General features: G+C 39.6%; 19 protein-coding genes. 5 read left to right on the top strand and 14 right to left on the bottom strand.

What is annotated here, in order from left to right; translation table 11 throughout:
* Nucleotides 1–47: 47 nt before the first annotated feature.
* On the top strand, nucleotides 48–1340 hold the full coding sequence (locus PYW34_RS02450) for a multidrug efflux MFS transporter (RefSeq protein ID WP_002333413.1): 1293 nt from the start codon (nucleotides 48–50) through the stop codon (nucleotides 1338–1340).
* A gap of 59 nt (nucleotides 1341–1399) precedes the next feature.
* Here PYW34_RS02450 and PYW34_RS02445 read toward each other — a convergent pair whose 3' ends face one another.
* The 3 genes from PYW34_RS02445 to mnmA form a co-directional block, all read right to left on the bottom strand.
* The gene (locus PYW34_RS02445; RefSeq protein WP_002295162.1) at nucleotides 1400–2518 is read right to left on the bottom strand and encodes an aminotransferase; all 1119 of its coding nucleotides are present in this window, start codon (nucleotides 2516–2518) and stop codon (nucleotides 1400–1402) included.
* 13 nt (nucleotides 2519–2531) lie between these two features.
* Nucleotides 2532–3953: an arginine-ornithine antiporter gene (arcD, locus tag PYW34_RS02440; protein WP_002286721.1), complete on the bottom strand. Its 1422-nt coding sequence runs from the start codon at nucleotides 3951–3953 to the stop codon at nucleotides 2532–2534.
* Nucleotides 3954–4198: 245 nt separating this feature from the next.
* On the bottom strand, nucleotides 4199–5320 hold the full coding sequence (gene mnmA, locus PYW34_RS02435; RefSeq protein WP_002286726.1) for a tRNA 2-thiouridine(34) synthase MnmA: 1122 nt from the start codon (nucleotides 5318–5320) through the stop codon (nucleotides 4199–4201).
* Nucleotides 5321–5723: 403 nt separating this feature from the next.
* Between mnmA and PYW34_RS02430 the strand changes: the two genes are divergently transcribed.
* Nucleotides 5724–6323, top strand: coding sequence for a metallophosphoesterase (locus PYW34_RS02430; RefSeq protein ID WP_002286728.1), 600 nt, complete (start codon nucleotides 5724–5726; stop codon nucleotides 6321–6323).
* A 137-nt stretch (nucleotides 6324–6460) separates the two neighbouring features.
* Here the strand turns inward: PYW34_RS02430 and efmA are convergent, their stop codons facing one another.
* The 5 genes from efmA to PYW34_RS02405 form a co-directional block, all read right to left on the bottom strand.
* Entirely contained in the window at nucleotides 6461–7747 is a 1287-nt protein-coding gene (gene efmA / locus PYW34_RS02425) for a multidrug efflux MFS transporter EfmA (protein WP_002291207.1), read from the bottom strand.
* Nucleotides 7748–8017: 270 nt separating this feature from the next.
* Nucleotides 8018–8362 (bottom strand): DUF1831 domain-containing protein, encoded by a 345-nt coding sequence (locus PYW34_RS02420; RefSeq protein WP_002333414.1) that lies wholly within the window; start codon nucleotides 8360–8362, stop codon nucleotides 8018–8020.
* Between the two features lie 136 nt (nucleotides 8363–8498).
* Nucleotides 8499–9644, bottom strand: coding sequence for a cysteine desulfurase family protein (locus PYW34_RS02415; RefSeq protein ID WP_002295158.1), 1146 nt, complete (start codon nucleotides 9642–9644; stop codon nucleotides 8499–8501).
* Nucleotides 9645–9823: 179 nt separating this feature from the next.
* Entirely contained in the window at nucleotides 9824–10798 is a 975-nt protein-coding gene (locus PYW34_RS02410) for a ribose-phosphate diphosphokinase (protein WP_002286741.1), read from the bottom strand.
* A gap of 79 nt (nucleotides 10799–10877) precedes the next feature.
* On the bottom strand, nucleotides 10878–11753 hold the full coding sequence (locus tag PYW34_RS02405; RefSeq protein WP_002286745.1) for a dihydrolipoamide dehydrogenase: 876 nt from the start codon (nucleotides 11751–11753) through the stop codon (nucleotides 10878–10880).
* Between the two features lie 129 nt (nucleotides 11754–11882).
* On the opposite strand from PYW34_RS02405, the gene PYW34_RS02400 reads away from it, so the two are divergent.
* Nucleotides 11883–13790: a M13 family metallopeptidase gene (locus PYW34_RS02400; protein WP_002286747.1), complete on the top strand. Its 1908-nt coding sequence runs from the start codon at nucleotides 11883–11885 to the stop codon at nucleotides 13788–13790.
* A 540-nt stretch (nucleotides 13791–14330) separates the two neighbouring features.
* Here the strand turns inward: PYW34_RS02400 and PYW34_RS02395 are convergent.
* From PYW34_RS02395 to PYW34_RS02375, 5 genes are all read right to left on the bottom strand, one after another.
* A complete protein-coding gene (locus PYW34_RS02395) occupies nucleotides 14331–17609 on the bottom strand; it encodes a right-handed parallel beta-helix repeat-containing protein (RefSeq protein ID WP_002334447.1) in 3279 nt (1092 codons plus the stop codon).
* A gap of 270 nt (nucleotides 17610–17879) precedes the next feature.
* Nucleotides 17880–18425: a cysteine hydrolase family protein gene (locus tag PYW34_RS02390; RefSeq protein ID WP_002291217.1), complete on the bottom strand. Its 546-nt coding sequence runs from the start codon at nucleotides 18423–18425 to the stop codon at nucleotides 17880–17882.
* A gap of 11 nt (nucleotides 18426–18436) precedes the next feature.
* Nucleotides 18437–19129, bottom strand: coding sequence for a 5'-methylthioadenosine/adenosylhomocysteine nucleosidase (locus tag PYW34_RS02385; RefSeq protein WP_002291218.1), 693 nt, complete (start codon nucleotides 19127–19129; stop codon nucleotides 18437–18439).
* A gap of 18 nt (nucleotides 19130–19147) precedes the next feature.
* Nucleotides 19148–19432: a cell wall synthase accessory phosphoprotein MacP gene (gene macP, locus PYW34_RS02380; RefSeq protein WP_002286760.1), complete on the bottom strand. Its 285-nt coding sequence runs from the start codon at nucleotides 19430–19432 to the stop codon at nucleotides 19148–19150.
* Nucleotides 19433–19444: 12 nt separating this feature from the next.
* Nucleotides 19445–20008: an NUDIX hydrolase gene (locus PYW34_RS02375; RefSeq protein WP_002325125.1), complete on the bottom strand. Its 564-nt coding sequence runs from the start codon at nucleotides 20006–20008 to the stop codon at nucleotides 19445–19447.
* A gap of 227 nt (nucleotides 20009–20235) precedes the next feature.
* On the opposite strand from PYW34_RS02375, the gene PYW34_RS02370 reads away from it, so the two are divergent.
* Complete coding sequence (locus tag PYW34_RS02370) at nucleotides 20236–20898, top strand: 5-bromo-4-chloroindolyl phosphate hydrolysis family protein (protein WP_002286764.1); 663 nt, start codon at nucleotides 20236–20238, stop codon at nucleotides 20896–20898.
* A 123-nt stretch (nucleotides 20899–21021) separates the two neighbouring features.
* Complete coding sequence (locus PYW34_RS02365; protein ID WP_002286766.1) at nucleotides 21022–22218, top strand: toxic anion resistance protein; 1197 nt, start codon at nucleotides 21022–21024, stop codon at nucleotides 22216–22218.
* A gap of 100 nt (nucleotides 22219–22318) precedes the next feature.
* Here PYW34_RS02365 and PYW34_RS02360 read toward each other — a convergent pair whose 3' ends face one another.
* Nucleotides 22319–23695, bottom strand: a complete 1377-nt coding sequence (locus PYW34_RS02360; protein WP_002286768.1) for an amino acid permease — start codon at nucleotides 23693–23695, stop codon at nucleotides 22319–22321.
* Nucleotides 23696–23707 lie beyond the last annotated feature (12 nt).

The following is a 23707-nucleotide window of genomic DNA, read 5'->3' as shown; positions in this document are numbered from 1 at the left end:
TATAATAAAGAGCTGTAGATGAAAATTTTCAGAAAGAAGGAGTCTAATTGGCTGCAAGAATAAAGGAAAAATTATTTAGGAAAAGAGAAACTTGGGAACAAAACTTGTTTGTCTTATGGTTTGGAACATTTATGGCTGGTATCGGATTTAGTTTAGTCATGCCTTTTATGTCACTTTACATAGATACGTTAGGTAATTATAGTACGTCACAATTGAACTTTTGGAGCGGATTGACTTTTTCATCTACTTTCTTGGTGACTACGCTTATCTCTCCTTGGTGGGGAAAATTAGCCGACCAAAAAGGAAGAAAATTGATGCTGTTGCGTGCTTCATTAGGAATGGCAATCGTCATTTCTTTGATGGGTTGCGTGACTAGTGTGTATCAATTAGTCGCATTGCGTCTGCTTCAAGGGATTTTTTCTGGTTATATCAGTAATGCCACTGCCCTTGTCGCAACTGGGACGCCAAAAGAAAAAAGTGGTCAAGTTCTTGGAACCTTAGCAACTGGTTCTGTTACAGGAACATTACTTGGACCGCTTCTTGGCGGGATCTCTGCTTCAGCGTTTGGCTATCGCCCTACCTTTTTCATTACAGGGATCATCTTATTTTTCGTCTTCTTGTTGAGTCTGTTTTTCGTCCATGAAAAATTTGTCCCAGTGAAAAAAGAAAACATGGTTTCTGCCAAACAGATTTTCAAAGACTTGAAATATCCACACGTCGTCATCGGTATGTTCGTCACAACGATGATCATCCAAGCATCCAACAATTCCATTAGTCCAATCATCAGTCTGTACATTCGCCAATTGCTGCATGGACATGGGAATGTTACGTTGATCAGCGGAATCATTGCTTCGATACCTGGGATTGCCACTTTGATAGCCGCTCCAAGATTTGGTCGCTTAGGTGACAAGATTGGGAGTGAAAGAATACTTGCGATTGGTTTGGGTTTTGCGATTCTGGTTTATATCCCAATGGCATTCGTCACGAATGTTTGGCAATTAGCTGCCTTACGTTTTTTGATTGGTATCTCTGATGCTTGTCTGCTCCCTGCTGTCCAAGCATTGATCACAAAATATTCGCCTCATCAAGCTGCTGGACGGATCTTCAGTTATAACCAATCTTTCCAAGCAACTGGTAACGTAGTAGGGCCTATGATCGGCTCCAGTGTTTCCAGTGCATTTGGTTATCGTGGCGTCTTTCTTTCGACTTCTCTTCTTGTTTTGGTCAACTTCTTGCTTGTACGACACAATACACAAGAGATCCATCAGCAAGAAACTGCAGAAGAAAAAGCTTCAGGAGTCTCCATAGCTTCAGGGTACTCTCCTTCTCATAGACAATAAGCGTAAATGAAAAACACTGCTTGAACAGTTGTCACAGACTGTCCTTGCAGTGTTTTTGTTTAGGCCTGTTTTTTCAAGAACTCAGATAAGAGGAATAATCCCTTTTCCAAGGTTTCTTTTTTACAACAGTAACCTAGTCGGGCATGCTTCGGTAAATCAAAGGCACTTCCTGGTACTAATAGTACTCCTGTTTCTTCTAATAAATTGATACAAAATGTCTGGTCATCTTCTTCGATGGCTAATTTAATGAAAGAAGTAGAGACGTAATTGGGAGCGACAAGTTCAACTTTCGGTTCATTGGCTACCCATTGTTTTAAAATCACAAGGTTCTCTGTAATGATCTTTTTGTTTCGCGCCAATATTTTTTCTTTATTCTTCAATGCATGTACAGCAAGATCATCTGACAGGACTCCGCCGCAAATCATCGTGTAGTCTCGATACTTTCGAAAAACTTCTGCCAACTCAGGTCCAGTAGCTGTCCAGCCAATACGAATACCTGGAATGGAGTAGGTTTTGGATAGGGAATTGGTTGCTATACCTTTTTCATAGACATCTACGATCGACAAGAATTCACCTTTATCCGTTAAAGGCGCATATACTTCATCTATCAATACATATGCATCTACTGTACGAGCAATTTCTGCGATTTTTTCTAAAGTTTTCCGATCTAGCAATGTGCCTGTAGGATTGTTTGCACTATTCAAACAGATGATTTTTGTTTCAGGTTTGACTAAGGCTTCTAGCTGTTCTAAATCAAACTGCCAATCTTCTTCTTCCTTCAAATGAACAAAGTCAACAGCGGCACCTAAAGATTTGGGGATGTCATATAATTGCTGATAAGTAGGAAGCATCGAAACAACATGGTCTCCTGCTTCCACTAACGCGTATAGAGCTAAAAGATTAGCACCAGTCGCTCCATTCGTTTGTAAGATGTTTTCCGGATCGACGGTTTGATAAAGAGAAGCGACTTCTTGTTTGAAAACATCTGATCCTTCGATCCAGCCATAGTCCAATGGTTCGTTTTTGCGTTTTTCGAAAAATTCACTTACGCTAGTCCCATCTAAGCCAACGAGTTCGTCTAATGTCAATGCTTCGATCGAGCTTTGTGCAATATCATATACCGCTTTCTTTTCCCATTTATTTAGCCATTCTTCTACACCGAAATTTGCGATTTTCATGTTTCTTTCCCCCTTATATCTTGATCCAGCCTACAGCAAGCAACCCGATTGAAAGCAGTGCGGCCACACAAATCAGCCCAATCATTACTTTTTCTTTTCCCGTAATTTGATGTTTGGTTTCACGACAAGCGATCCAGTAGAAGCAAAAACCAGGAAGATAGGCAATACTACATAAAAGGACATAAGAAAATCCTGCTAAAATGATGCCCATCAATTCAAAAACTACAGCAATCCCACCGATCACTACTTGTTTTTTGATTCCTTCTTTTAAAGAAAACTGGACTTGATAGATCCCGACAAGTAGATAACAAATCAAAATTGCCGCTGTACATAAAGAATAGGCAAATTGATAGGCATAATCAGTAACTAAGAAAGTCAATAAGAATAGATTAGTCAAGATTGCAGTAACAACTAACGAATAAGTTGGGGCATTTTTTTTATTCGTTTTTCCCCAACCTTTCGGCAACAGACCGTCTCGAGCCATCAACATCGTTGTTTCTGCTGGGAGCATCGTCCAAGACAACCAAGAACCAATGATCGAAATAATCAAGCCGATATTGATCAGCGCTGCTCCCCAATTTCCCACGATTCCTTTTAAAATATTTGCCATAGCAGGTTGTGAAATAGTTGCTAACTCTTCTTGAGATAAGACGCCGTATGGCAAGATCGAAGCAAGGATATAGATAAACAATAAACAAAGCAGACCAATGATCGATGCTTGCTGGGCTTCTGAACGTTTCTTCGCGCGGTTGGCTAAAACACTTGCGCCTTCGATCCCTACAAAGACCCACATCATAACCATCAAACAACCTTTAATCTGCAACCAGATCGTTCCTTGCTGCCCTGTTCCATTCACTAGATTATCAGATACGTTACCCCAAAAATCAGCAGTGAATATATTCACTTTAAATGCGATAAATACAAATATTAAAAATAGGAATAATGGCACTAATTTACAGATCGTCACGATTGTATTGATGACGCTCGCTCCTTCAACTCCATTGTTTACTAATAAAGTCAGACCCCAAATAAAAATACTTGCAAATAAAATAGAAGGAACATTTTGTCCACCTTTGAATATCGGGAAAAATTCTCCCATGGCGCTCATCAGCATCGTTGCAAAAGCAACATTTCCCAGCCACGCAGACAACCAGTAACCCCAACCACTGATGAAGCCACCTAATTTACCAAATGAAGCTTCCGCGTAACCGAAAATACCACCATCTAGATCTGGACGTTTTTCTCCTAAATGATTCAGCGATAATACCAAAGCTAAAATACCAATCCCAACGATTATCCATGAAAGGATCGCTGGCCCTGGAGCTGCAGAACTAGCCAGATCACTTGTGATCCCAAACACACCGCTTCCGATTGACGAACTGACAACCAGAGCAACCAGTCCCCATTTGCTAATACCCGTCGATTTCTTTTCCATTTCCATCACCCTCACTTATAAAATTGAACAAATCACTTGCAAAAGATTCCCTTCTATTTTGCAACTGCTCTTGCTTAACAAAAAGCAACTTTATTCATATTATTGGATATTATGAACTTTTTACACAAGTATTTCAAGTATAAAATGAATAAAAATTAATTTTATTGCAAAAAAACAGCTATGCTATCCAAAAGAAAAGGTGTTTCTTTTGTTAGCCATAGCTGTTTTGATTCATTTAATATCGCTTAAACGTATTGTAAAACTTTTGTTTCTTGATATGCGTGGTCGATCAAACCACCACCCAGACATTCCATTCCATCATAAAATACAACTGCTTGTCCAGGAGTGATTGCACGTACAGGTTCGTCGAATACGACTTCTGCACGATTATCATCCAATAAGCGAACTGTCACAGGAACGTCTTGCTGACGATAACGGAATTTCGCTGTACACTTGAATTCTTTTGGCATTGGTTCATTCGTCGTAAAGTGGATTTCACTTGCATCCAAGCTTGTGGCATACAATGCAGGATGATGGAACCCTTGCCCCACATATAATGTGTTTGTCGCTAGATCTTTTCCTACAACAAACCAGGGTTCTTGCGAATCTCCTCCGCCACCGATCCCTAGTCCTTGACGTTGACCAATCGTATAATACATCAAGCCAGCATGTTGTCCTTTGACTTCACCATCAAGAGTGACCATATTTCCTTTTTTTGCTGGCAGATAGTTGCTCAAAAATTGTTTGAAGTTCTTTTCACCAATAAAGCAGATTCCCGTTGAATCTTTTTTCTTAGCAGTCGCAAGGCCTGCGCGTTCAGCAATTGCCCGTACTTCTGATTTTTCCATGCCGCCTAGAGGGAACATCGTTTTTGAAAGCTGTTCTTGTGATAATTGGCTAAGGAAGTAAGTTTGATCTTTATTATTGTCTACTCCACGAAGCATGTGGACCACGCCGTTTTCATCGCGAGTGACTTGCGCATAATGTCCAGTAGCTACATAATCGGCGCCAAGATCCATTGCATAATCCAAGAATGCTTTGAATTTGATTTCTTTGTTGCACATCACGTCTGGGTTAGGTGTACGTCCTGCGCGGTATTCGGCTAGGAAATATTCAAATACACGATCCCAATATTCTTTTTCAAAATTCACAGAGTAATAAGGAATCCCGATTTGAGCAGCTACTTTCGCTACATCCTTATAATCTTCCGTGGCCGTGCATACACCGTTTTCGTCCGTGTCATCCCAATTTTTCATGAATATTCCGATCACGTCGTATCCTTGTTCCTTTAACAAAAGTGCTGTTACAGATGAGTCGACACCGCCGCTCATCCCTACGACAACGCGTGTTTTGCTGTTGTCTGTCATGATATCACCATCATTTCAATTAGATTCTGAAACATCTACGAGTTGAAGGTCGCAACTTTTCAGTATTTTACATTATACGTCATATTTCTGAAAATTTCATCCCTTAATTATCAAGTCGTAAAAATACTGTTCTACTGGACCTATTCAGTACACAAACATGATAGTCAACCAAAAAATCACTCATCTTTTGAGCATTCGATATAAAAAATTGGCATACTCATAAAAAGGGCCAGCCTTTCGGCAATAAGGAATAATTTTATAAATTGTGAAAAACTATTTTTCAAAATTGCTTCTTATCGCTTAAAGCTGCACGTCTCATTTACAACCTTTTCTTTTTAGATGTTATGAGTTGCTCAGATAAGTGATTTTGTTTACTCTAAGAAAAAAGGGAGGCAAAAGATACATGAATTACTTTATCAGTGATATGCACTTTTTCCATGAACGCTTATTAGGAAAAAACGACTTTGCTCCGCGGCTCTTTGCAAATGTGGATGAAATGAACCAACAGTTGATCACTAGCTGGAATGCAGTAATAAAAGAAACCGACCATGTTTATCATCTAGGCGACCTTGCTATGCATCCGCAATATGAAAAAGCAAATGCAGAAATTTTGGAACTGGTCACTCAACTGCAAGGAACAATCCACTTGATCAAAGGGAACCATGACAGTCGCGCTTTTTTCCGTTATTTAGAAAAAAATGATCCTAGGCTTACTGACGGAAGTCCCAAATTTTATTTTTATGATGTAGGTGCCATCGTTAAATTCGACCATCAACAATATTACTTGACTCATTATCCGATGTTGCTCGGGCCTAACGACACTATCCGCAATCTTCATGGACATATCCATCATTACAGCGTACCTATCGAGAACGATGTCAATGTAGGCGTAGACGCACCGGAAAGAGAACTCTTAAAGGAAAAACTACCATTTGGCACTCCGTTATCTGAGCAACAAATCAAAGAAATCTATGAAGCAAAGAGGAAGTACGATAGGTCGTGAAAAAACTGCCCTATATCAAGTATTAAACAAATAAAGATAATTACTCATATTTTTCATTTGAGTAGGCTTATTGCCACAGGAACATTAGGATCAGAAATGGAGTTGTAACAAGACTTCTGTCACAACTCCATTCCATACTATTCGTCTTTTTGCTCATGGTGTTCTTTTACCAGTTTTTTCTGTAATTCTTTATCATAATTTCGGGCAGCTGACGTTAAAAATAAAACGATTCCGCATAATAAAATCCCGATTCCGGAAAACAAGAACATTTTTTCTACCCCTAAACGATCAGCTAATGGTCCTGCAAATAATAATCCAATTGGACCTGCCAGGTTCATCAAAGAGTTGAAGTTCCCTAAGACACGACCTAAAACATTCGATTCATAACTCTGCTGGATCATTGCCATCAGCAGTGTATTGAAATATGGCGTTGCACAACCTGCTCCTGCATTCAAGATAAGAAAGTACAAGAACCCTTGACTATCGTTTGGAACCAATCCGCTTGCACCGATCGTCAGGCCCATAATGATGTAGGCTATAATAATAGGTTTCATTCGGTCTTTCCATGTTCCTATAAAACTGATCAGTGCACCGCCTAAGAGCATTCCGACTGCGTAGACTACTTCCACTGCTCCCGCCTGTCCAACGGAACCACCAAAGTAATCTAGCGTCATCAATGGATACAGACTGATTGCTGGCATGAACAACAGCATCACAAATGCACCATTGATCGTTATGTACCATAACCCTTTATTATCCATCAATTGCTGCAGCCCAAATTTTGCATCTTTAAAAATAGTAAGCGGAACTTCCAATATTTCAGGAGAAACTTTTGGGATCTTCACAAAAATCAATAAGCCGACACCAAAAACTGCCCCCAATACATCTAATAAAATAAGGTAATTGACAGGAACGACTGAAAACAAAGCCGCACCTAGAGCTGGCGCAATGATGAAATTCGCTGATTGGACCATTCCTAACTGTCCATTCGTCCTTGTTATGTGAGAAGATGGAACGATTGTCGGCATAATCGACTGGATCGTTGGCATTTGGAATGTTTGTGCGACCGAACGCATAAACAAAGACACAAAAACTAGCCAAATCGGGAAGGATTCTGAAATCGTTCCGACTACTGCTAAAATAAGCGCGAAAATCGCTACAATAATATCCGTGACAATCAAAAGAGCTTTTTTATCCCAGCGATCCACTAGCGGTCCTACAAATGGGCTTAGTAAAACCATGGGAATCATTCCTAGTAAAGTAGCAAAACTCAAAATTGTCGCCGAACCGGTTTCTCTTGTCAAATACCAGATGATCGCATATTGGACGACCATACTAGTGATTCCTGACAAAAACTGTCCCGATAAAAAGAACAAATAATTTCTCTTCCAATTCGTTAAAACGACCGACTGTTCATTTTCCATAAACATCCCTCTTTTCTTTTTCATTTTGTATAGCGTTTGCACAACAATCATTATACGGGATTCTTTTTTCAAAAAATACCTTTTTCCCTAAATAACAATCGTTTCAATTTAAATTTCTTTACTTAGAAACAATAAATCAGCAAAATATTAAAAATAACAACATGTGTTAAATTTAAAAATAAAAAAGACAACTAATTTGCGTCGTCCTTACAAAGTTAGTCATCTAACAATAGGCCGTTTCAAAACTAGTTGTCTTTTTATATCCACAGATCATTCGACTTTTTCGAATAACCCACGGCTAATCATCCCATCCATCAGAAAATAAAATTTATCTTGGCTCATTTTCTGTTTTGGATCTTTGAAAATATTGACTGCTTTCAATCCATTTGCTGTAGTGATCGACATTTTCAATGTTTGAATATCTTTTGATACAGTGATTTTTAATTTGAATCCTTCTTTGCTTTGCGGCGTGGCATCTAATGGTCGGATCAATTGATAATTGCCTCCGTTTGTTTCTGTAAATCCATTATCGCGCAATGTATATCTTTTTGCATCAGGATGCAAACGATAGCTAATTGGTGCGCCCAGTATCGTTGCTGTTGTTTCAAATGCCATGATTTTCACCTCGATAAAATTAGTTTCTCTTTATTATAAAAGTTTATCCTGATTTTTACTAGGTTTTTCAGTTAAGTTCCCTAAAAAATGAAGGCGTTCTCTCAGACATCTGTTCATATAAGAATGACTTCACTAGTTATTTTTTGACAGCACGAACTAATTGATCAAGGAAATACTGGATGTCGTCTTCGGTATTTCCCAAACCAAAGCTGATACGGATGGATTCTTTTAGTATCGGTGTATCTTCTCCATACATTGCTTCCAATACGTGTGAAGGCTCGATATTTCCTGCTGTACAAGCTGAACCAGTAGAAATAGCGACCCCATTAAGATCAAGCTTCATCAGTAGCAAATCATTTGCTTCGCCAATTAAGCGAAGATTCAACACATGAGGGAGTTTATTCGTTAAATCACCATTTACTTGATAAGGGATTTCGTTTGCTTCTAATGTATCAAGAATCAATTGCTGGAATCCTTTATATTTGTTGTTACGTGCTTCACGTTCTTCAGGTGACAGCAGTTCAACTGCTTTTGCCATACCCCAGATCCCTGCTAAATTTTCTGTACCTGCACGCCGCTTTTCTTCCTGCTCCCCGCCTAAAAGCAATGCAGGGATATTTACTCCGTCTCGTTTATATAAGAAACCGACGCCTTTTGGCCCATTGATTTTATGAGCAGAGATACTTAATAAATCGATTCCTAATTCTTCTGGATGGATCGTTTGGTTTCCGTACGCTTGTACCGCATCTGTATGGAAATAAGCTGGATGATCTGCTAAAAGTTCACCGATTTCTTTGATTGGCATCAAATTTCCGATTTCATTGTTCCCGTACATCACAGAGACCAAGATCGTATCTTCTCGTAACGCTTTTTTGACCTCTTCGATCGACAGATTCCCTTTTTCATCTACAGGCAGATATGTAACGTCAAACCCCTTTGTCTCTAAATATTTCATGGTATTAAGAACAGCAGGATGTTCGATAGCTGTAGTGATTAGATGTCTGCCTTCTTTTTGACGCGAGAACGCTGTTTCTAAGATAGCTGTATTATCCCCTTCTGTTCCCCCACTGTTAAAGATGATCTCGTGAGGTTTTGCTTGCAGACTGTCTGCAATGATTTGTCTTGCTGTTTCCAATTTTTCATGCGCGTGGCGACCAAATCCATGTATGCTTGAAGGATTTCCAAACGTGTCTTGCATGATTGCCGTCATCGCTTCAATTACTTGTGGATGCATGGGGGTAGTTGCCGCATGATCCAGATAAATAGTTTTCACTTCATTCATCCCTTCCAAATTATTGCTAGGCACATTCTAGCATAAAATAGCGAACAAACCAAAGAAGAGCTCATTTTTGTCTAGAGGACGTTTCATGGGCATAGAAAAAAGGAGCTGTGACAAAAGTCTTGTCGCAGCTCCTTGAAGCTGCTCACTTCTGTCACAACTTCTTTCCCTCTTTTTTTTGTTTATTCGAATTCTTTTTCTTCCAGACGGAATAACGGACTCATCGGTGTATTTTCATGGATGCGTTTGACCGCTTCACCCATTAATTCTGAACATGTAACGATTGTTAAGTTTTCTGGATGACGATTTTCTTCTGTGAAAACAGAATCAGTGATACAAATATCTTTGATTGGTGCATTGTCTAAAATACTTTTCGCATGATCGGACAATAATCCATGTGACGCACAGGCATATACTTCTTTTGCGCCGTTTTCTTTTAATACATTTGCTGCTCGTGCAAGCGTTGCTCCTGTGTTCAAGATATCATCTACCATGATACATGTCTTTCCTTGAACATCACCGATCACATAACCACCCTCAGTTGAAGCATCATCTGCATGATCTACGATGGCTAATGTGCTGTTCAAATATTCTGAAAGACTACGTGCACGCTGAACACCGCTGTTTTTTGGCGAAACAACTACGATGTCATCTCCCGTCAGACCTAATTGACGGTAATAATGAGCAAACAACGGCATCGTAAATAAATTATCTACAGGAATATCAAAGAATCCTTGTACTTGAACCGTGTGCAGATCTAAAGTCAGTACTCGAGTTGCCCCTGCTTCTTCGATCAAGTTAGCGATCAATTTCGCAGTGATCGGTTCATGAGGTTTCGCCGTGCGGTCTTGCCTAGCATACCCATAGTAAGGCAATACGACATTGATCGTTTTCGCACTTGCTCGCTTCATTGCATCGATCATGATCAGTAGTTCCATATAGTAGTCATTGACAGGTGCATTCGTTGATTGAACGATATACACATGATCCCCTCGAATACTTTCTTCGATATTGATGGAAATCTCGCCATCACTAAATTGCTTCACGACGCTTTTACCTAATTCTGTTCCGAACACTTTCGCGATTTTTTCAGCTAATGGACGGTTGCCATTCAAACTAAAAATCTTCAACGTGTCATCCTGATACTTATTACTCATGTAGTCCTCCCCAAAACTTCTCTATTCTTCGATAGTTTAACATATTTTTCCAAGATTTTCTGTTAATTTCAGCAAATTCTTAAGGAAGTGAAACTGTTCCGTTACTCCAACTGGCAGGAATGACTTTATGATAATCGCCCCAGTTGTCGTGTACTTTGTAATAACGTTCTCCTGTTTCAGTTTCAAAATAAGCGTACGCTGTCACCCAATGATTGCCATATGTACTGCCAAGTACTTTCAAAATACCAATCATCACAGGTTTGCCTTCACGTATACGTTTTGTAGCTCGCTGCCATGAACCTAGAAGAGTTGCTCGTGCACGCTCATGATTGCCATTCTTCTTTAAAAAACTAGAAATCCCTGTACTAACCTGAAAAGGAATCGTAGGAAGTCCTAGTGGTTGGATCTGGCTACGCAATGCCTTCGTCAAAACCAACGAATCAGCCGTATTTTTCTTGCGAATCTCATTTGGAAGCATCCACCCCTTACGATAGTCTTGATAATAGGCAAGGAGAACTGCTGCCGCGTAAGTACCACAAAGATAGCCTGAGGGGGTAGCCCATTTCTTATACCTCAAAAAACGTTCTTCTGGCAATCCCACCCAGCAATTTGCGAGTTCCTTTCCTGACCTTTTTTCTTCGATCAAAACGGGAATATCTTCTTTTCTGTTGATCCATCTAGATAACTCGATTGGCTCTTCATTGATCAGCTTCCATTTTTTACAAGAAAGACCCTCTTGATAAGTATATTTTGCTGGAGAATATTCTACCGGATGTCCTGATTGATCGATAATCACATAACTTTGATCTTCAAAAACCAGAGCTAAAAAAAGCAATTTACTTTTTCTTGACTGCAGCTGCTGAGTGCTGGCTAATTTTTTAATTTTTTTATCTACTTTGAAATATAAAGGTTTATCCACTACTTGATTCAGTTGGGATCGCCTCCTTTTTTTCATTATAAGTGAAGGATTGAAAAAAACAAATCAGTTTGATTGTTCGAATTTTCAATTTTTTATGTTCTATTTGTTAATTCCTTCATTTTGTAAGATAATGGGCACACGAAACAAAAAAGGAGCGATCGATGAATGAACAAAGAACGATTGAAACAAGATTTCTATGAAGCAGTCAATGAAGAATGGCAAAAAACAGCAAAAATCCCTGCAGATAAACCAGCTACAGGCGGTTTCCAAGATTTAGTTGACGGGATCGACCAACTTTTGATGGGAGAAACAGACGATCTGCTTGCCCATCCAGAAAAAGTGTCTTCAGAAAAAATGAAACATTTCCTTGCATATTATCAACTGGCAAACGATTATGACCGAAGAAATGAGTTGCATGCTCAACCGCTTCAACCTATAATCGAAAAAGTTGAATCATTGCAGTCTTTCGACGAATTGAATAAGCAATTTCCAGAATGGCTGTTGGATACATTACCATTGCCATTTAATCTGGATGTAGATGCAGATATGAAGAATGCGCAAACGAACGCCTTCTTTGCTTATCCGCCTTCTTTATTCCTTCCAGATAAGACGTATTATGCATCAGACCATCCCAACGGTGCACAACTAATAGGCGTTTTCTTTGATATGGCTGTTCAGTTATTAGAGCTTGCCGGCAAAGAAAAAAGTCAGGCAGAAGCAATCACGGAACAAGCAGTGCAATTTGATAAATTGATTGCTCCTCATGTAAAAAGTGCAGAAGAAAACGCAGATTACAGCAAAATGTATAATCCGCAATCTTTTGATACATTTATTAAATACACAGATAAACTGGACTTGAAAAAACTTGTCACGGGTTTGATTGGGACAACTCCAGATAAAGTGATCGTAACTGATCCAGTGTACTTCGATCATTTGAATGACATCCTGACAGAAGCTCATTTTCCGTTATTCAAAAGCTGGATGATCATTAAAACAGTACGTTCTCTTAGTGGTTATCTATCAGAAGAATTCCGCCAAGTCAGCGGAATCTATTCTCGCGTATTGTCTGGAACAGACGAAGCAATGCCTCAGAAAAAAGCAGCGTATTACCTTGCCTCTGGACAATTCGATCAAGTAGTTGGCGATTACTACGGAAAAAAATATTTTGGCGAAGCTGCTAAAAAAGACGTAGAACAAATGGTGAAAAAAATGATCGCCGTTTATAAAAAACGTCTAGAAGAAAATGACTGGCTTGGGGATGCAACAAAAGAAAAAGCCGTCATAAAATTAAATAACTTAGGTATCCAAGTAGGCTACCCCGATAAGATCCCAGCATTATTCGACCAGTTCAAAACAGTACCTGCAGATCAGGGTGGTACTTTGCTTTCAAATACTCTTGTTTTCAGCAAACTCACATTAAAAGATCGTTTCAGCAAATGGAACAAACCAGTGGATCGTTCAGAATGGGAAATGAGTGCTGACACGGTCAATGCTTATTATCATCCATTTCGGAATGTGATCGTCTTTCCGGCAGCGATCCTTCAAGCACCATTTTACAGTCTAGAACAATCAAGCTCTGCTAATTATGGTGGAATCGGAGCTGTTATCGCTCATGAGATTTCCCATGCATTTGATAATAACGGCGCTTTATTTGACGAATATGGCAACTTGAACAACTGGTGGACAGAAGAAGATCTTACACAATTTCAAAACAAAGCACAAGCAATGATCGAAGAATTCGATGGTCTGCCTTTTGCTGACGGAAAAGTAAACGGAAAATTAACCGTTTCGGAAAATATTGCTGATGCAGGCGGTCTAAGCTGTGCATTGGAAGCAGCAAAAACGGAATCAGATCTTTCTATCGAGGAATTCTTTGTCAATTGGGCAACGATTTGGCGTACAAAAGCAAAAAAAGAATACCAACAACTTTTACTGCAAATCGATGTCCATGCCCCTGCTAAACTCCGAGCAAACGTGCAACCAAAAAACCTTGACGAATTCTATGAAACATTTGGTATCACGGAACAAGACGCTATGTATCTAGCGCCAGAAAAAAGAGTGCGAATCTGGTAAGAGGTTGTGCCAGAAGTGGTCAGCTTCAAGAAATAAGAAGGAATTTGGGAAAATCGCTTCTCAAATTTTTGTGACATTTCGGCTTATTTTTCGAAGAAGTTACTTCTGGAATACCATGTATTAGAGGTTGTGAAAAAGCTGCTTAGTTTCAAGTAGTAAGAAAAATTTTGTGAAAATGGCTTTCCACATTTTTGCATAAATTTGACTTACTACCGAGAAACTGGCTTTTGAACACCGTTTATCGAGAGGTTGTGAAATCAGCGTCCTGACCTGAGTATTAGAGAAAAAAACGGAAAAATAGTTCCTCATATTTTGCCGTTTGTTGAGCTAATACCGAGGGTCAGCTGATTGAACACCGTTTAGTGGAGAGATTGTGAAAAAGCTGTCCTGCATCAAGTAATAAGAACAGCCAATCAAAAGCAGCAAGGAGAACCTCATCTATAAAAAGATAGAGGGAAGTGAGACATCTATTGGTCTCATTTCCTTCTATTTTTACTTTCCTCAGTCAATTGTTTTACATCATAAAAGGAGAAATTCCACTTATTTTTTTCGCTGTTTCATGACATAAACAACTACACCGATTAACAAAATTCCTCCAGCTAATGCTAGCAACGGGTTATTAAATTCTCCCGTTTTTGGGAGTCCTTGAGTGCCATTTTTTTCACTTTCTTTTGCTGTCCTATCCGGATGAGAAGGTTTTCCATTTGGTTTTCCATTTGGTGATTCATTTCCTGGATTTTCTCTTTCTGGTTTGTCATTTCCCGGGGGCACATCGGCAGTTTCTCGCACAGTGATCGCTTTTTGCTGGGTAACAGATTCTGTATGAGCAGACCATTTTTCCCCATCAAATATTTCCGAACGATAAGTGACTTCTAGCGTATATTCTCCTTTTGAAGGTGCTGAAAAAATAGCGGTATGATTAGAAAATTGAGCACTTGACTGTGTTTCAACGATTTGGATCTTTTCTGGGAAATAACGCATATCTTCAAAGACAGGCGTTCCTTGATTTGGTGTGAAAGTTGACACAAAAACTGTAAAAGGCTTCAGTTCAATGATATTTCCTTCTGCATTCTCCGCCACACCATTTGCTTCTTGTATAATAATCGGATTATTTTGTTCATTTGGTTTTGTCTGATTTGGTTCTTGTACGATTGCATACTCTGGATATTCCGAAGACGGTGAGGTTTCTCCGTCAAAAATAGCACCTACAGATAATGGAAGACCATCCACTCTTTCCTTTTCTGTTTGACGATTCCCCGGTTTAATCTGCATCAGTCCATGAACATGGATACTTCCATTTTCATAGCGCGTAACAGGCTGCTGACCTTCTTTCGAACATGTATTTAGAGACTCGATCCAATCTTTTGATATGGTATGTCCAAGAGTATTTTCTGATTGTTTCTCTCGTTCATTCCAATAGTAGTTCAACGAGTGGTAGATTTGATCTTCGTTTTGATTCAATGGGCGGATCTGCTCTCTCATCTCAAGATTCTCTGTTCGGAAAGATAAGATACCAGAAGCATGGTAGTCTGTGTTTCCTGCTGAAGAGGTATAAAGAGCCACATTATATGAACCGTTATTAAAACTTGTACTGCTATTGACGATAATATCTGTTCCGCTATTGGAATCGATTCCTTTCGCAAGATTTTCGAAAGACAAACTATTGATCAATTCATGAGGGCCCGTTAAAGAAGAACCGCCCATTTTGAATCCATTACCGTTACCTTCTCCCTCAATTCCTGGTACCCAGCCGTTTCGATAAGCAACTGAGTTTTTGATGATTACTTTTCCGATCGAACCTGTTTCATTTTTAGCAAAAAGGTCCCAACCGTCATCTGCATTATGATACGCGATACAACCGTCAAATACATTTCCTTCTCCTATTGTCAGTTTGGCCGCAAATCCATCGGCATCTTCAAATCCTGGATCGGCATTTTCAAAAGATGTACAGTTCTTGACTAAGTTATGCGCGGGCCATGCTTCGAAAGGATCATTTGAGCTACCGCTGATTTGGATTCCTGTATTTCCATTCCGATAAGCATGAATCTCTTCGATCAAATTATGATTTCCAGAAATCTGTAATCCTTTTTGCATAGCTGCACTATTTGTAATGTCAAACCCTCGTAAACCCCAGTAGTGACTGAACAGTGTCATCCCATTTCCAGTTCCTTTAAAATCAAGTACAGGACGCTTGTTTTCTGGATTTTTCTCTGCAATCAACTGAATCGGGTTTTCTCTTGTCCCGTTAACGCCTTTTGGAATCGTCAATCCTCTTTCGAAGGAATAAGTTCCAGGCGCCATGACGATTGTCTGCCCAGCATATGCGTATCTCAATGCTTGTGTCAGAGATAATGGATTTTGTCTGCTTCCGTTTCCTGCATCTGACCCTTCTGGTGTTACATAAACTGTCGAATATTTAGGTTTACGGTAGTCCACTGTATGAAGAATCTCTTTTGTTTCATAACTAGTCATCTCTACGTATTCTTCTGGCGGATAGTTTTTATCTGGCGTAAAACTGAAAGTAAATTCGTTCGTTCCTTCCATCAGTTTTGTCTGATAATCAAATTCCCGATTCGCAGTGATAGCCAAGTTTTTTGCGTTCTTAAGCACCTCTCCTGTTGCTTTATTTTTAATTGTCAATAATCCGTCAGCATTTGCTCTAAAGGACATAGTATGATCTTGGTTTCCTGAATGATTACTAGAGGTCACAGTGTAAATCGGATCAATCAAGCGAGTAGGTCTTTCTTGCCCAGGAGGATCTGTCGCAGGATCTGAGTAAGCAACTTCGATTCCTTCTACCTTGATCGTCATATTCCTTGCTGCAGCAAATCCTGCATAAATAACCGATTCATCTGAAGCGTATAATTTTTCCCAGTCATACATGATGTCAGAAGCCATTTCTTCTCCTGTTTCAGGATCGTAATAATATGCCTCTAAACCAGTATTCGTTTTTTTCATCTCTACGTCCAGTTTAGTAATCGAGTTCGTGGCCGGAAACAGATTCCCATGACCGTTTCCGAATATATTATAAGAACCTGTTTCTTTTTCCAAGAACCCTGCTGAAGTCTCTAAAGGTGTTGTTTCCACTGAGACACTCCCAGGAGCTGGCGCAGCTTGCGGATCTTCAGATGATATTCCTGTGATTGCCCGTGTCCCCAATCCAAGTCGCATCGTATATTTGCTGCCGCTCGTGTTGACCACTTCTTGTCTATCCGAGTCCCAGACATATTCGATCCGACTGCCTAGTATGGCAAATGAATTTGAATAAAATGCCTGCCCAAACAAATGATTTTTTGGTACTGCGTCTCTTACCATTAAAGCAAATCCTTCTTGGGCATTCGTATAGGTCCAAGATTCTATTTCGATCGTCGCCCGCATCCTAAAGTTGATGTCTTTGGGGATTGCTTGATAATAATAGGTCATTCCATCTGATCCGCTTGACTGGAATTTTCCGCCGTTATTCGTGGAAGAGAGCCGCACGCCGTCTTCTAATGGTTCAATGGCATACCTACTAGCACTTGTGCTTTCTCCGAAAACAGCCCCTTTCCACTCTTCATTTGCTTCTTCAGATTGCTTTTTTGTCTTTTCATTTTCTGATTCTTTCATCATAGGATCATTTCCTTCTTCCGTATCCATATCTTCACTAGTTCTTGGTACTTCCTCCATTGTTGACATCCCTTCAATGTTCACGTGTGCATTTTCTTCGTTCACAGACTGTTGTTCGTTAGCAGCAACTTCAACGACAGAAATTAAAACCGGGGTACTGAGCATAAGGAGATTCATCATTAGCGCACTGTATTTTATACGTTTTTTTAACAAGTGTATTCCTCCCGTAACAAATTAGAAAGCGTTTACTTAAAGTATTACCTAATTTATTTTTACTGTCAATAAAAAACAAAATTATAATAAGTGTATTTTATAAAAAGAAAAAATATAACTTAAGTTGTTGATAATAAAGAGATTTATTAACGTAAAAAGAATAAGTTTTTTTAAAATAACGTATAAAAAAGAGCATAAAACAAAGTTGTTTGTTTTATGCTCTTCTTTTATTATTTTGTGCTTTTTATTTTATCAAATCACTTTGTTTTTTTATAAAATTTCTGCGCCTAGTGTGGACTCAAAATGTCTCAATGCCCATTCATGTCCAACGGGATCGAAACTTGCCACGGCATCTTTGAAAATATGGAGTTTGTATCCTAGATTATACGCATCGACTGCTGTATGCAACACACAGATATCTGTACATACGCCGGTCAAATAAATATCTGTGATCTGGCGTTCTCGCAAACGGATGTCTAGATCTGTTCCACTAAAAGCGGAATAATGCCGTTTGTCTATCCAATAAACATTTTCCTCTTGCTCATAGTCTTGGTATAAACTTTTTAAAGAGCCGTACAATTCCCGTCCACCCGTTCCTATCACATTATGCGGAGGAAATAAGCGGTTCTCCGGATGAAAGGAATCTTTTGGATCATGCGCATCAATGGCAAAAACGACAAAATCCTTTTGATCAATAAACTTCTTTGTATGAGCAGTCAGCTTTTTTTCAATTACTTGTCCTGCTGTCCCAGTAGTCAGCTTTCCATCCTCTGCAACAAAATCATATGTGTAGTCAATCGAGATCAATGCGTTCATCTTAGTCCTCCTTATACGAGATGTTTGACAAATTCGATCACCATTTCTGCTGATCGTTTGCCTGCGTCTTCGATAAATTCGTCAAAGCTTTGTGTCGCCGAGTGATCTGCTGTGTCGCTCATTGCACGTACGATCAAAAATGGGATATTGAACTGACGAGCTGTTTGTCCAACAGCGGCTCCTTCCATTTCGCAAGCTAATGCTTCAGGGAAATTCGTTAAGATTTCTTTGATTTTATCTGGCGAGTCGACAAATGTATCACCTGTAACGATCAATCCTTCTTTTGCGTTCAAATTCGTTGCTTTTGCTGCTTTAACCATTTCACTGCGCAAATATGTGCTTGCTTCATAATATAGAGGCATTCCTGGTAATTGTCCTGGTTTGTAGCCAAATCCTGTTGCATCTGCATCAAAATAAGCTACTTTGTCTGATATAACGATGTCACCTACTTGTAAGCCTTCACCGATTCCGCCAGCTGAACCTGTATTGATCACCATGTTCACGCCGTATTGTTGGATCAACAGACTTGTGGTAATAGATGCTAAGACTTTTCCTATACCGGAACGTACGACGATCACTTCGTGGTTACCTAATGAACCTGAAATAAATAAAGCGCCTGCGCGTTCCCATGATAATGGTTCGCTTAGGTTCTCTCTCAAAATTTTTACTTCTTCTTCCATTGCGCCGATAATACCGATTTTCATCTTTTTAATTCCTTCTTTCTATATAAATGCGATTGCTAAAAAAACCACACATAACATTAGGATAACAATAATAAGAGATTTCATCAAAAAAGAGTTCCATTTGGTCGTCTTTTCCCGTTCGCTGATCCTTGTTTTCGTGATTGGTTTATTCTTTTTGCTTTCTTTACGATAAAAGCTGGCAATCTTTTTTTCTTCTTGCTGATAAGCTGTTTCTGCTTTTCGCTGTTTTTTTAATGACTCGCTTGCTTGTGCTTGTTGTCGCTTGCGAAGTTCGCTTCGCGTAATAAGCGGTCCTTTGGCCATAAGCCGATCCCTCTACTTTCCTTTGGTCAATAGTTCCCAGTATTGAATCGCATAAATCGTCTTTGCATCACAAATCAACTGATCTTTCATCGCTTGTTGCGCCTCTTCAAGAGTTAGATGATACAACTCCAGTACTTCGTCTTCATCTTGTGCTAAAGGATTCTCGACCTTCTCTACCCCTTGTGCATGATAAATATGAAGGACTTCATTTGCAAAACCTGGTGAAAGATACATCGAAGTAAGATGGCTCAGCGACTTCGCACGATAGCCAGTTTCTTCTTCTAATTCTCTAGCTGCTGTCATTTCGGGATTTTGTCCTTCTCCTGGATCGATTTTTCCAGCTGGAATCTCCAAAATCACTTTTTCTAAAGGTTTTCGAAATTGTTTGACAAGAAGCAGACGATCTTGTTCGTCAAAAGCAATGATCCCGACACCGCCAGGATGAAATACCAGTTCTCTCTTCGAAGTTCCTCCATCTGGCAAACGAACTTCGTCTACAGCAACATCAATAATTTTTCCGCTATAGATTTCTTTGCGACTGATTGTTTTTTCTTCAAATTGCTCATTGTTCAGCATATCTTCTCCTGCTTTCTTTGTAATCATAACTGCTTTTTTTTCATTTTTCAATTTTTCTCAAAAACTCCTTATTAGTTTACCATAGATAAACCTTAGATTTTCTCTAAATATAGAAAATCCTTCTTTAGTCCGATACTCTTTCTAGTAGTCCGTATGCTAAAATAAGTATGTAATCGAATAACGAAAAGAATTCAATACTCAACGATAAATGACATGGAGGGTTTATTATGATAAAACGAAATTGGCCGTGGCTTCTAGCATTGGTCTTGCTATTTCTCTTTGTCCGAAACAATAGTTTTTCTTTTGTTCTAGGACTTTTATTGATAGGTGTAGTTTTAGTTTTGTGGGGACTCTTTGGTTCGCGCAGGAAAAAGGGAAAACAAGAAGAAATTCCTGCACTGACTGACGAACTTGAAACTCACTATGAAAAAAGCGGTATGACAGCGAATGAAATTTCATTTTTTCGACAAACAATGAATCAAACAAAAAATGAGATCAATCAATTGCAAATGAATATGCAGCAGACAGCCAAACTTAAAGCAATCGATCTCCGCCATGATCCAGTCAAAGCAGCGAAAGCTTTATTCAAAGAATTGGTGAAAGAACCAAACCGACTGCATGAAGCAAGTCAGTTTCTTTATACGCATCTGCCGAATCTAGTTGATTTGACAAATAAGTATAATGAGATCAATGACCATGAGATCAAAAACAAACAGACCTATGAAAAACTAGAAGAAAGCGCGCAGATCATCGACCAGCTGTCAGCTTTAATCGCACAAGATTATCAAAAATTCGTTGCTGAGGATCTAGATGATATCGACGTAGAGATATCTGTTGCGAAACAGAGCTTAAAGCGTGATAATAAATATGAACCAGAACAAAAGGATTAACTCTTTTGTTCATAAAAGAAGACTCGGAACATTCAGATGATGTCTGGCTGTTTCGAGTACTTTTTCTAAAGTAGAGACATTCATGTAAGAATCGAGAACAGATTCAACAAGGAGGAATTTTTTATGGATCATAAACCGACTGAAACAAAAGATGTTACACCAGTTAACGATACACTTGAAGATTTATTGAACAACCCGTTTTCAACTCCAACAGATACGCTGACCACTTCACAACAAGCGGAGATTGATCAGCTCCAAGAGCAACAGACAGCTGCTCGTTTAATTGACAAACTACCGGCGGAACGCCAAGAACAAGCTAAACAGCTAGCAGCAAAAATCGATGCTAATGATGCACAGTCTGTCATCAGCTACGGATCGGCTGCCCAAGCAAAATTAAGTGAATTCTCACAATCGATGTTGAATCATGTGCAAGCACAAGATATTGGTCCTGTAGGAGATTCCTTAACTGAACTGATGTATCGTCTCCAAGAAGCCAATCCTGACGAACTGCGTGCCGGAGAAGGGAACATCTTCCAGCGTGTCTTCGGGAAGGTCAAACAATCGATCTATGAAGTGACAGCAAAATATCAAAAGATTGGTGCACAAATTGACAAGATTTCAGTGAAATTAGATAAAGAAAAAGACGGTCTGCTAAAAGATAATCTGATGTTAGAACAGCTTTACCAGAAAAACAAAGACTACTTTGATGCACTGAATATTTATATCGCTGCTGGAGAATTGAAAATGGAAGAACTTCAAACAACGATCATTCCAGAAGCGATGAAAAGAGCAGAAGAAACTGGCGATCAGATGGATGTTCAGATTGCCAATGATTACACGCAATTCCTAGATCGTCTGGATAAACGTACGCATGATCTTCGCTTAGCTAGACAGATCACGATCCAGCAAGCACCACAAATCCGTTTGATCCAAAACACAAATCAGGCCTTGGCTGAAAAGATCCAAGCATCTATCGCTACAGCCATTCCGCTGTGGAAAAACCAAGTCGTGATCGCATTGACCTTGCTTCGTCAAAAAGATGCAGTAACTGCTCAACGCCAAGTCTCTGAAACAACAAACGACTTATTGAAGAAAAATTCAGAAATGCTGAAAATCTCAGCCATCGAAACAGCGAAAGAAAATGAACGTGGAATCGTGGATATCGAGACCCTTCAAACCACTCAAAATGATTTGATCGAAACAATCCAAGAGACATTGCGTATCCAAAAAGAAGGAAAAGAAAAACGTCGTCATGCAGAAGTAGAGCTTGGACACATGGAAGAAGATCTGAAACAAAAACTGTTGGATTTAACCCAATAGATCACCTTTCGCTTGTTACTAAAACAAACGCCCAACAACAGTTTATTACAACTGTTGATGGGCGTTTTTCTTATCTTTCTTCTAACTTCTCCATTGGAGTCTATTTCTCATTCATCTTGCTGTGTCCATAGCCATAGCCAAAATAAATGATCAGTCCAATAACCATTACGATACCGAACACGATCCATGTCACAGTTTGCAGACGAAGCATCAATACAATACAAGTCAAGATGGAGACGATTGGCAATAGCGGAACGAATGGCACTTTGAATTCTCCAGCTTTTGGTTTGCCAAACATTTTTCTCAACTTCAGTAAGCCTAGACTAACAAGCATCAAATAGGCGAGCGCCATGATATTCGTTAGTTCCGCTAATACATTCAATGGGAAAAATCCGGCAAAGAATACAGCTGCCACACCAGCGGCATAAGTCGCTTTTTTCGGTGTACGATGCTTTTGATCGATTTCTGTCATAAACTTAGGAAGTAAGCCATCCTTGCTGACAGCAAACAGTAAACGAGCAAGTGAATACATCATCGAGATCGTTACCGTCAGTAGCGTTAAAATTGCCCCTACAGCGATCACCGCGCCCACTGTTCCATGTCCTACATACCTCATTGCAAAAGCCACTGGGTCATTGACTCCTAGTTCAGTATACGGAACGATTCCTGTCAAGATCAGCGTCACGATGATGTAAAGGACAGTAGCAATCAGTATCGAACCAATGATTCCTCTTGGCACATCTTTTTGCGGGTTTTTGACTTCCTCGGCTGCCATTGCAACGGCATCAAATCCCAAGAAAGCAAAAAACACAAGAGCTGCACCATCTAGCACACCGGAAAAACCAAAAGGCATGAATGGCTGCCAGTTATCAGGTTTAACGAAAAATATTCCTACAATGATAAACAACGCGATGATACCAAATTTGACATATACCATGGCATTATTCAAACGTAATGCTTTCTTGGCTTCAAGCGACACGATGTAAGTGACGAATATCACTACGAGCACCGCAATCAAGTCAATGTATGTACCATTTTCCGGATTGTACCCGCCAGTTAATGCTTGTGGAAGTTCGGCCCCTAAACTTTTCAAAAAACCTTGCATATAGCCAGACCATCCGGAAGCAACAGAGGAAACCGCTAGTAAAAATTCCCCGATCAACAACCACCCTGTCAGCCAGGCAGCAAATTCACCAAATACAACATACAGATAGGCATATGGCCCACCAATCACTGGCACTCGCGAAGCAAATTCTGCGAAACTTAGTCCAGACAAAATGACAACGATTGCAGCTAAGACAAATGAAAGTGACAGTGCTGGACCAGCATTTTGATTGGCCGCAACCCCTGTCACCACAAATATTCCCGTACCGATGATCGCACCAATTCCAAGCATGATCAAATCAGACGTTTTTAGTTCTTTTTTCATCTCACTCGTATGATTGAGATTGATCTCTTTCTTACGAAACAAATCCATTGAAGTTCCTCC

The sequence above is a fragment of the Enterococcus faecium genome, assembly GCF_029023785.1.
Taxonomy (GTDB): domain Bacteria; phylum Bacillota; class Bacilli; order Lactobacillales; family Enterococcaceae; genus Enterococcus_B; species Enterococcus_B faecium.
The sequence above is the reverse complement of the archived record's forward strand: the minus strand, read 5'-3'. Positions and strand labels throughout refer to the sequence as shown.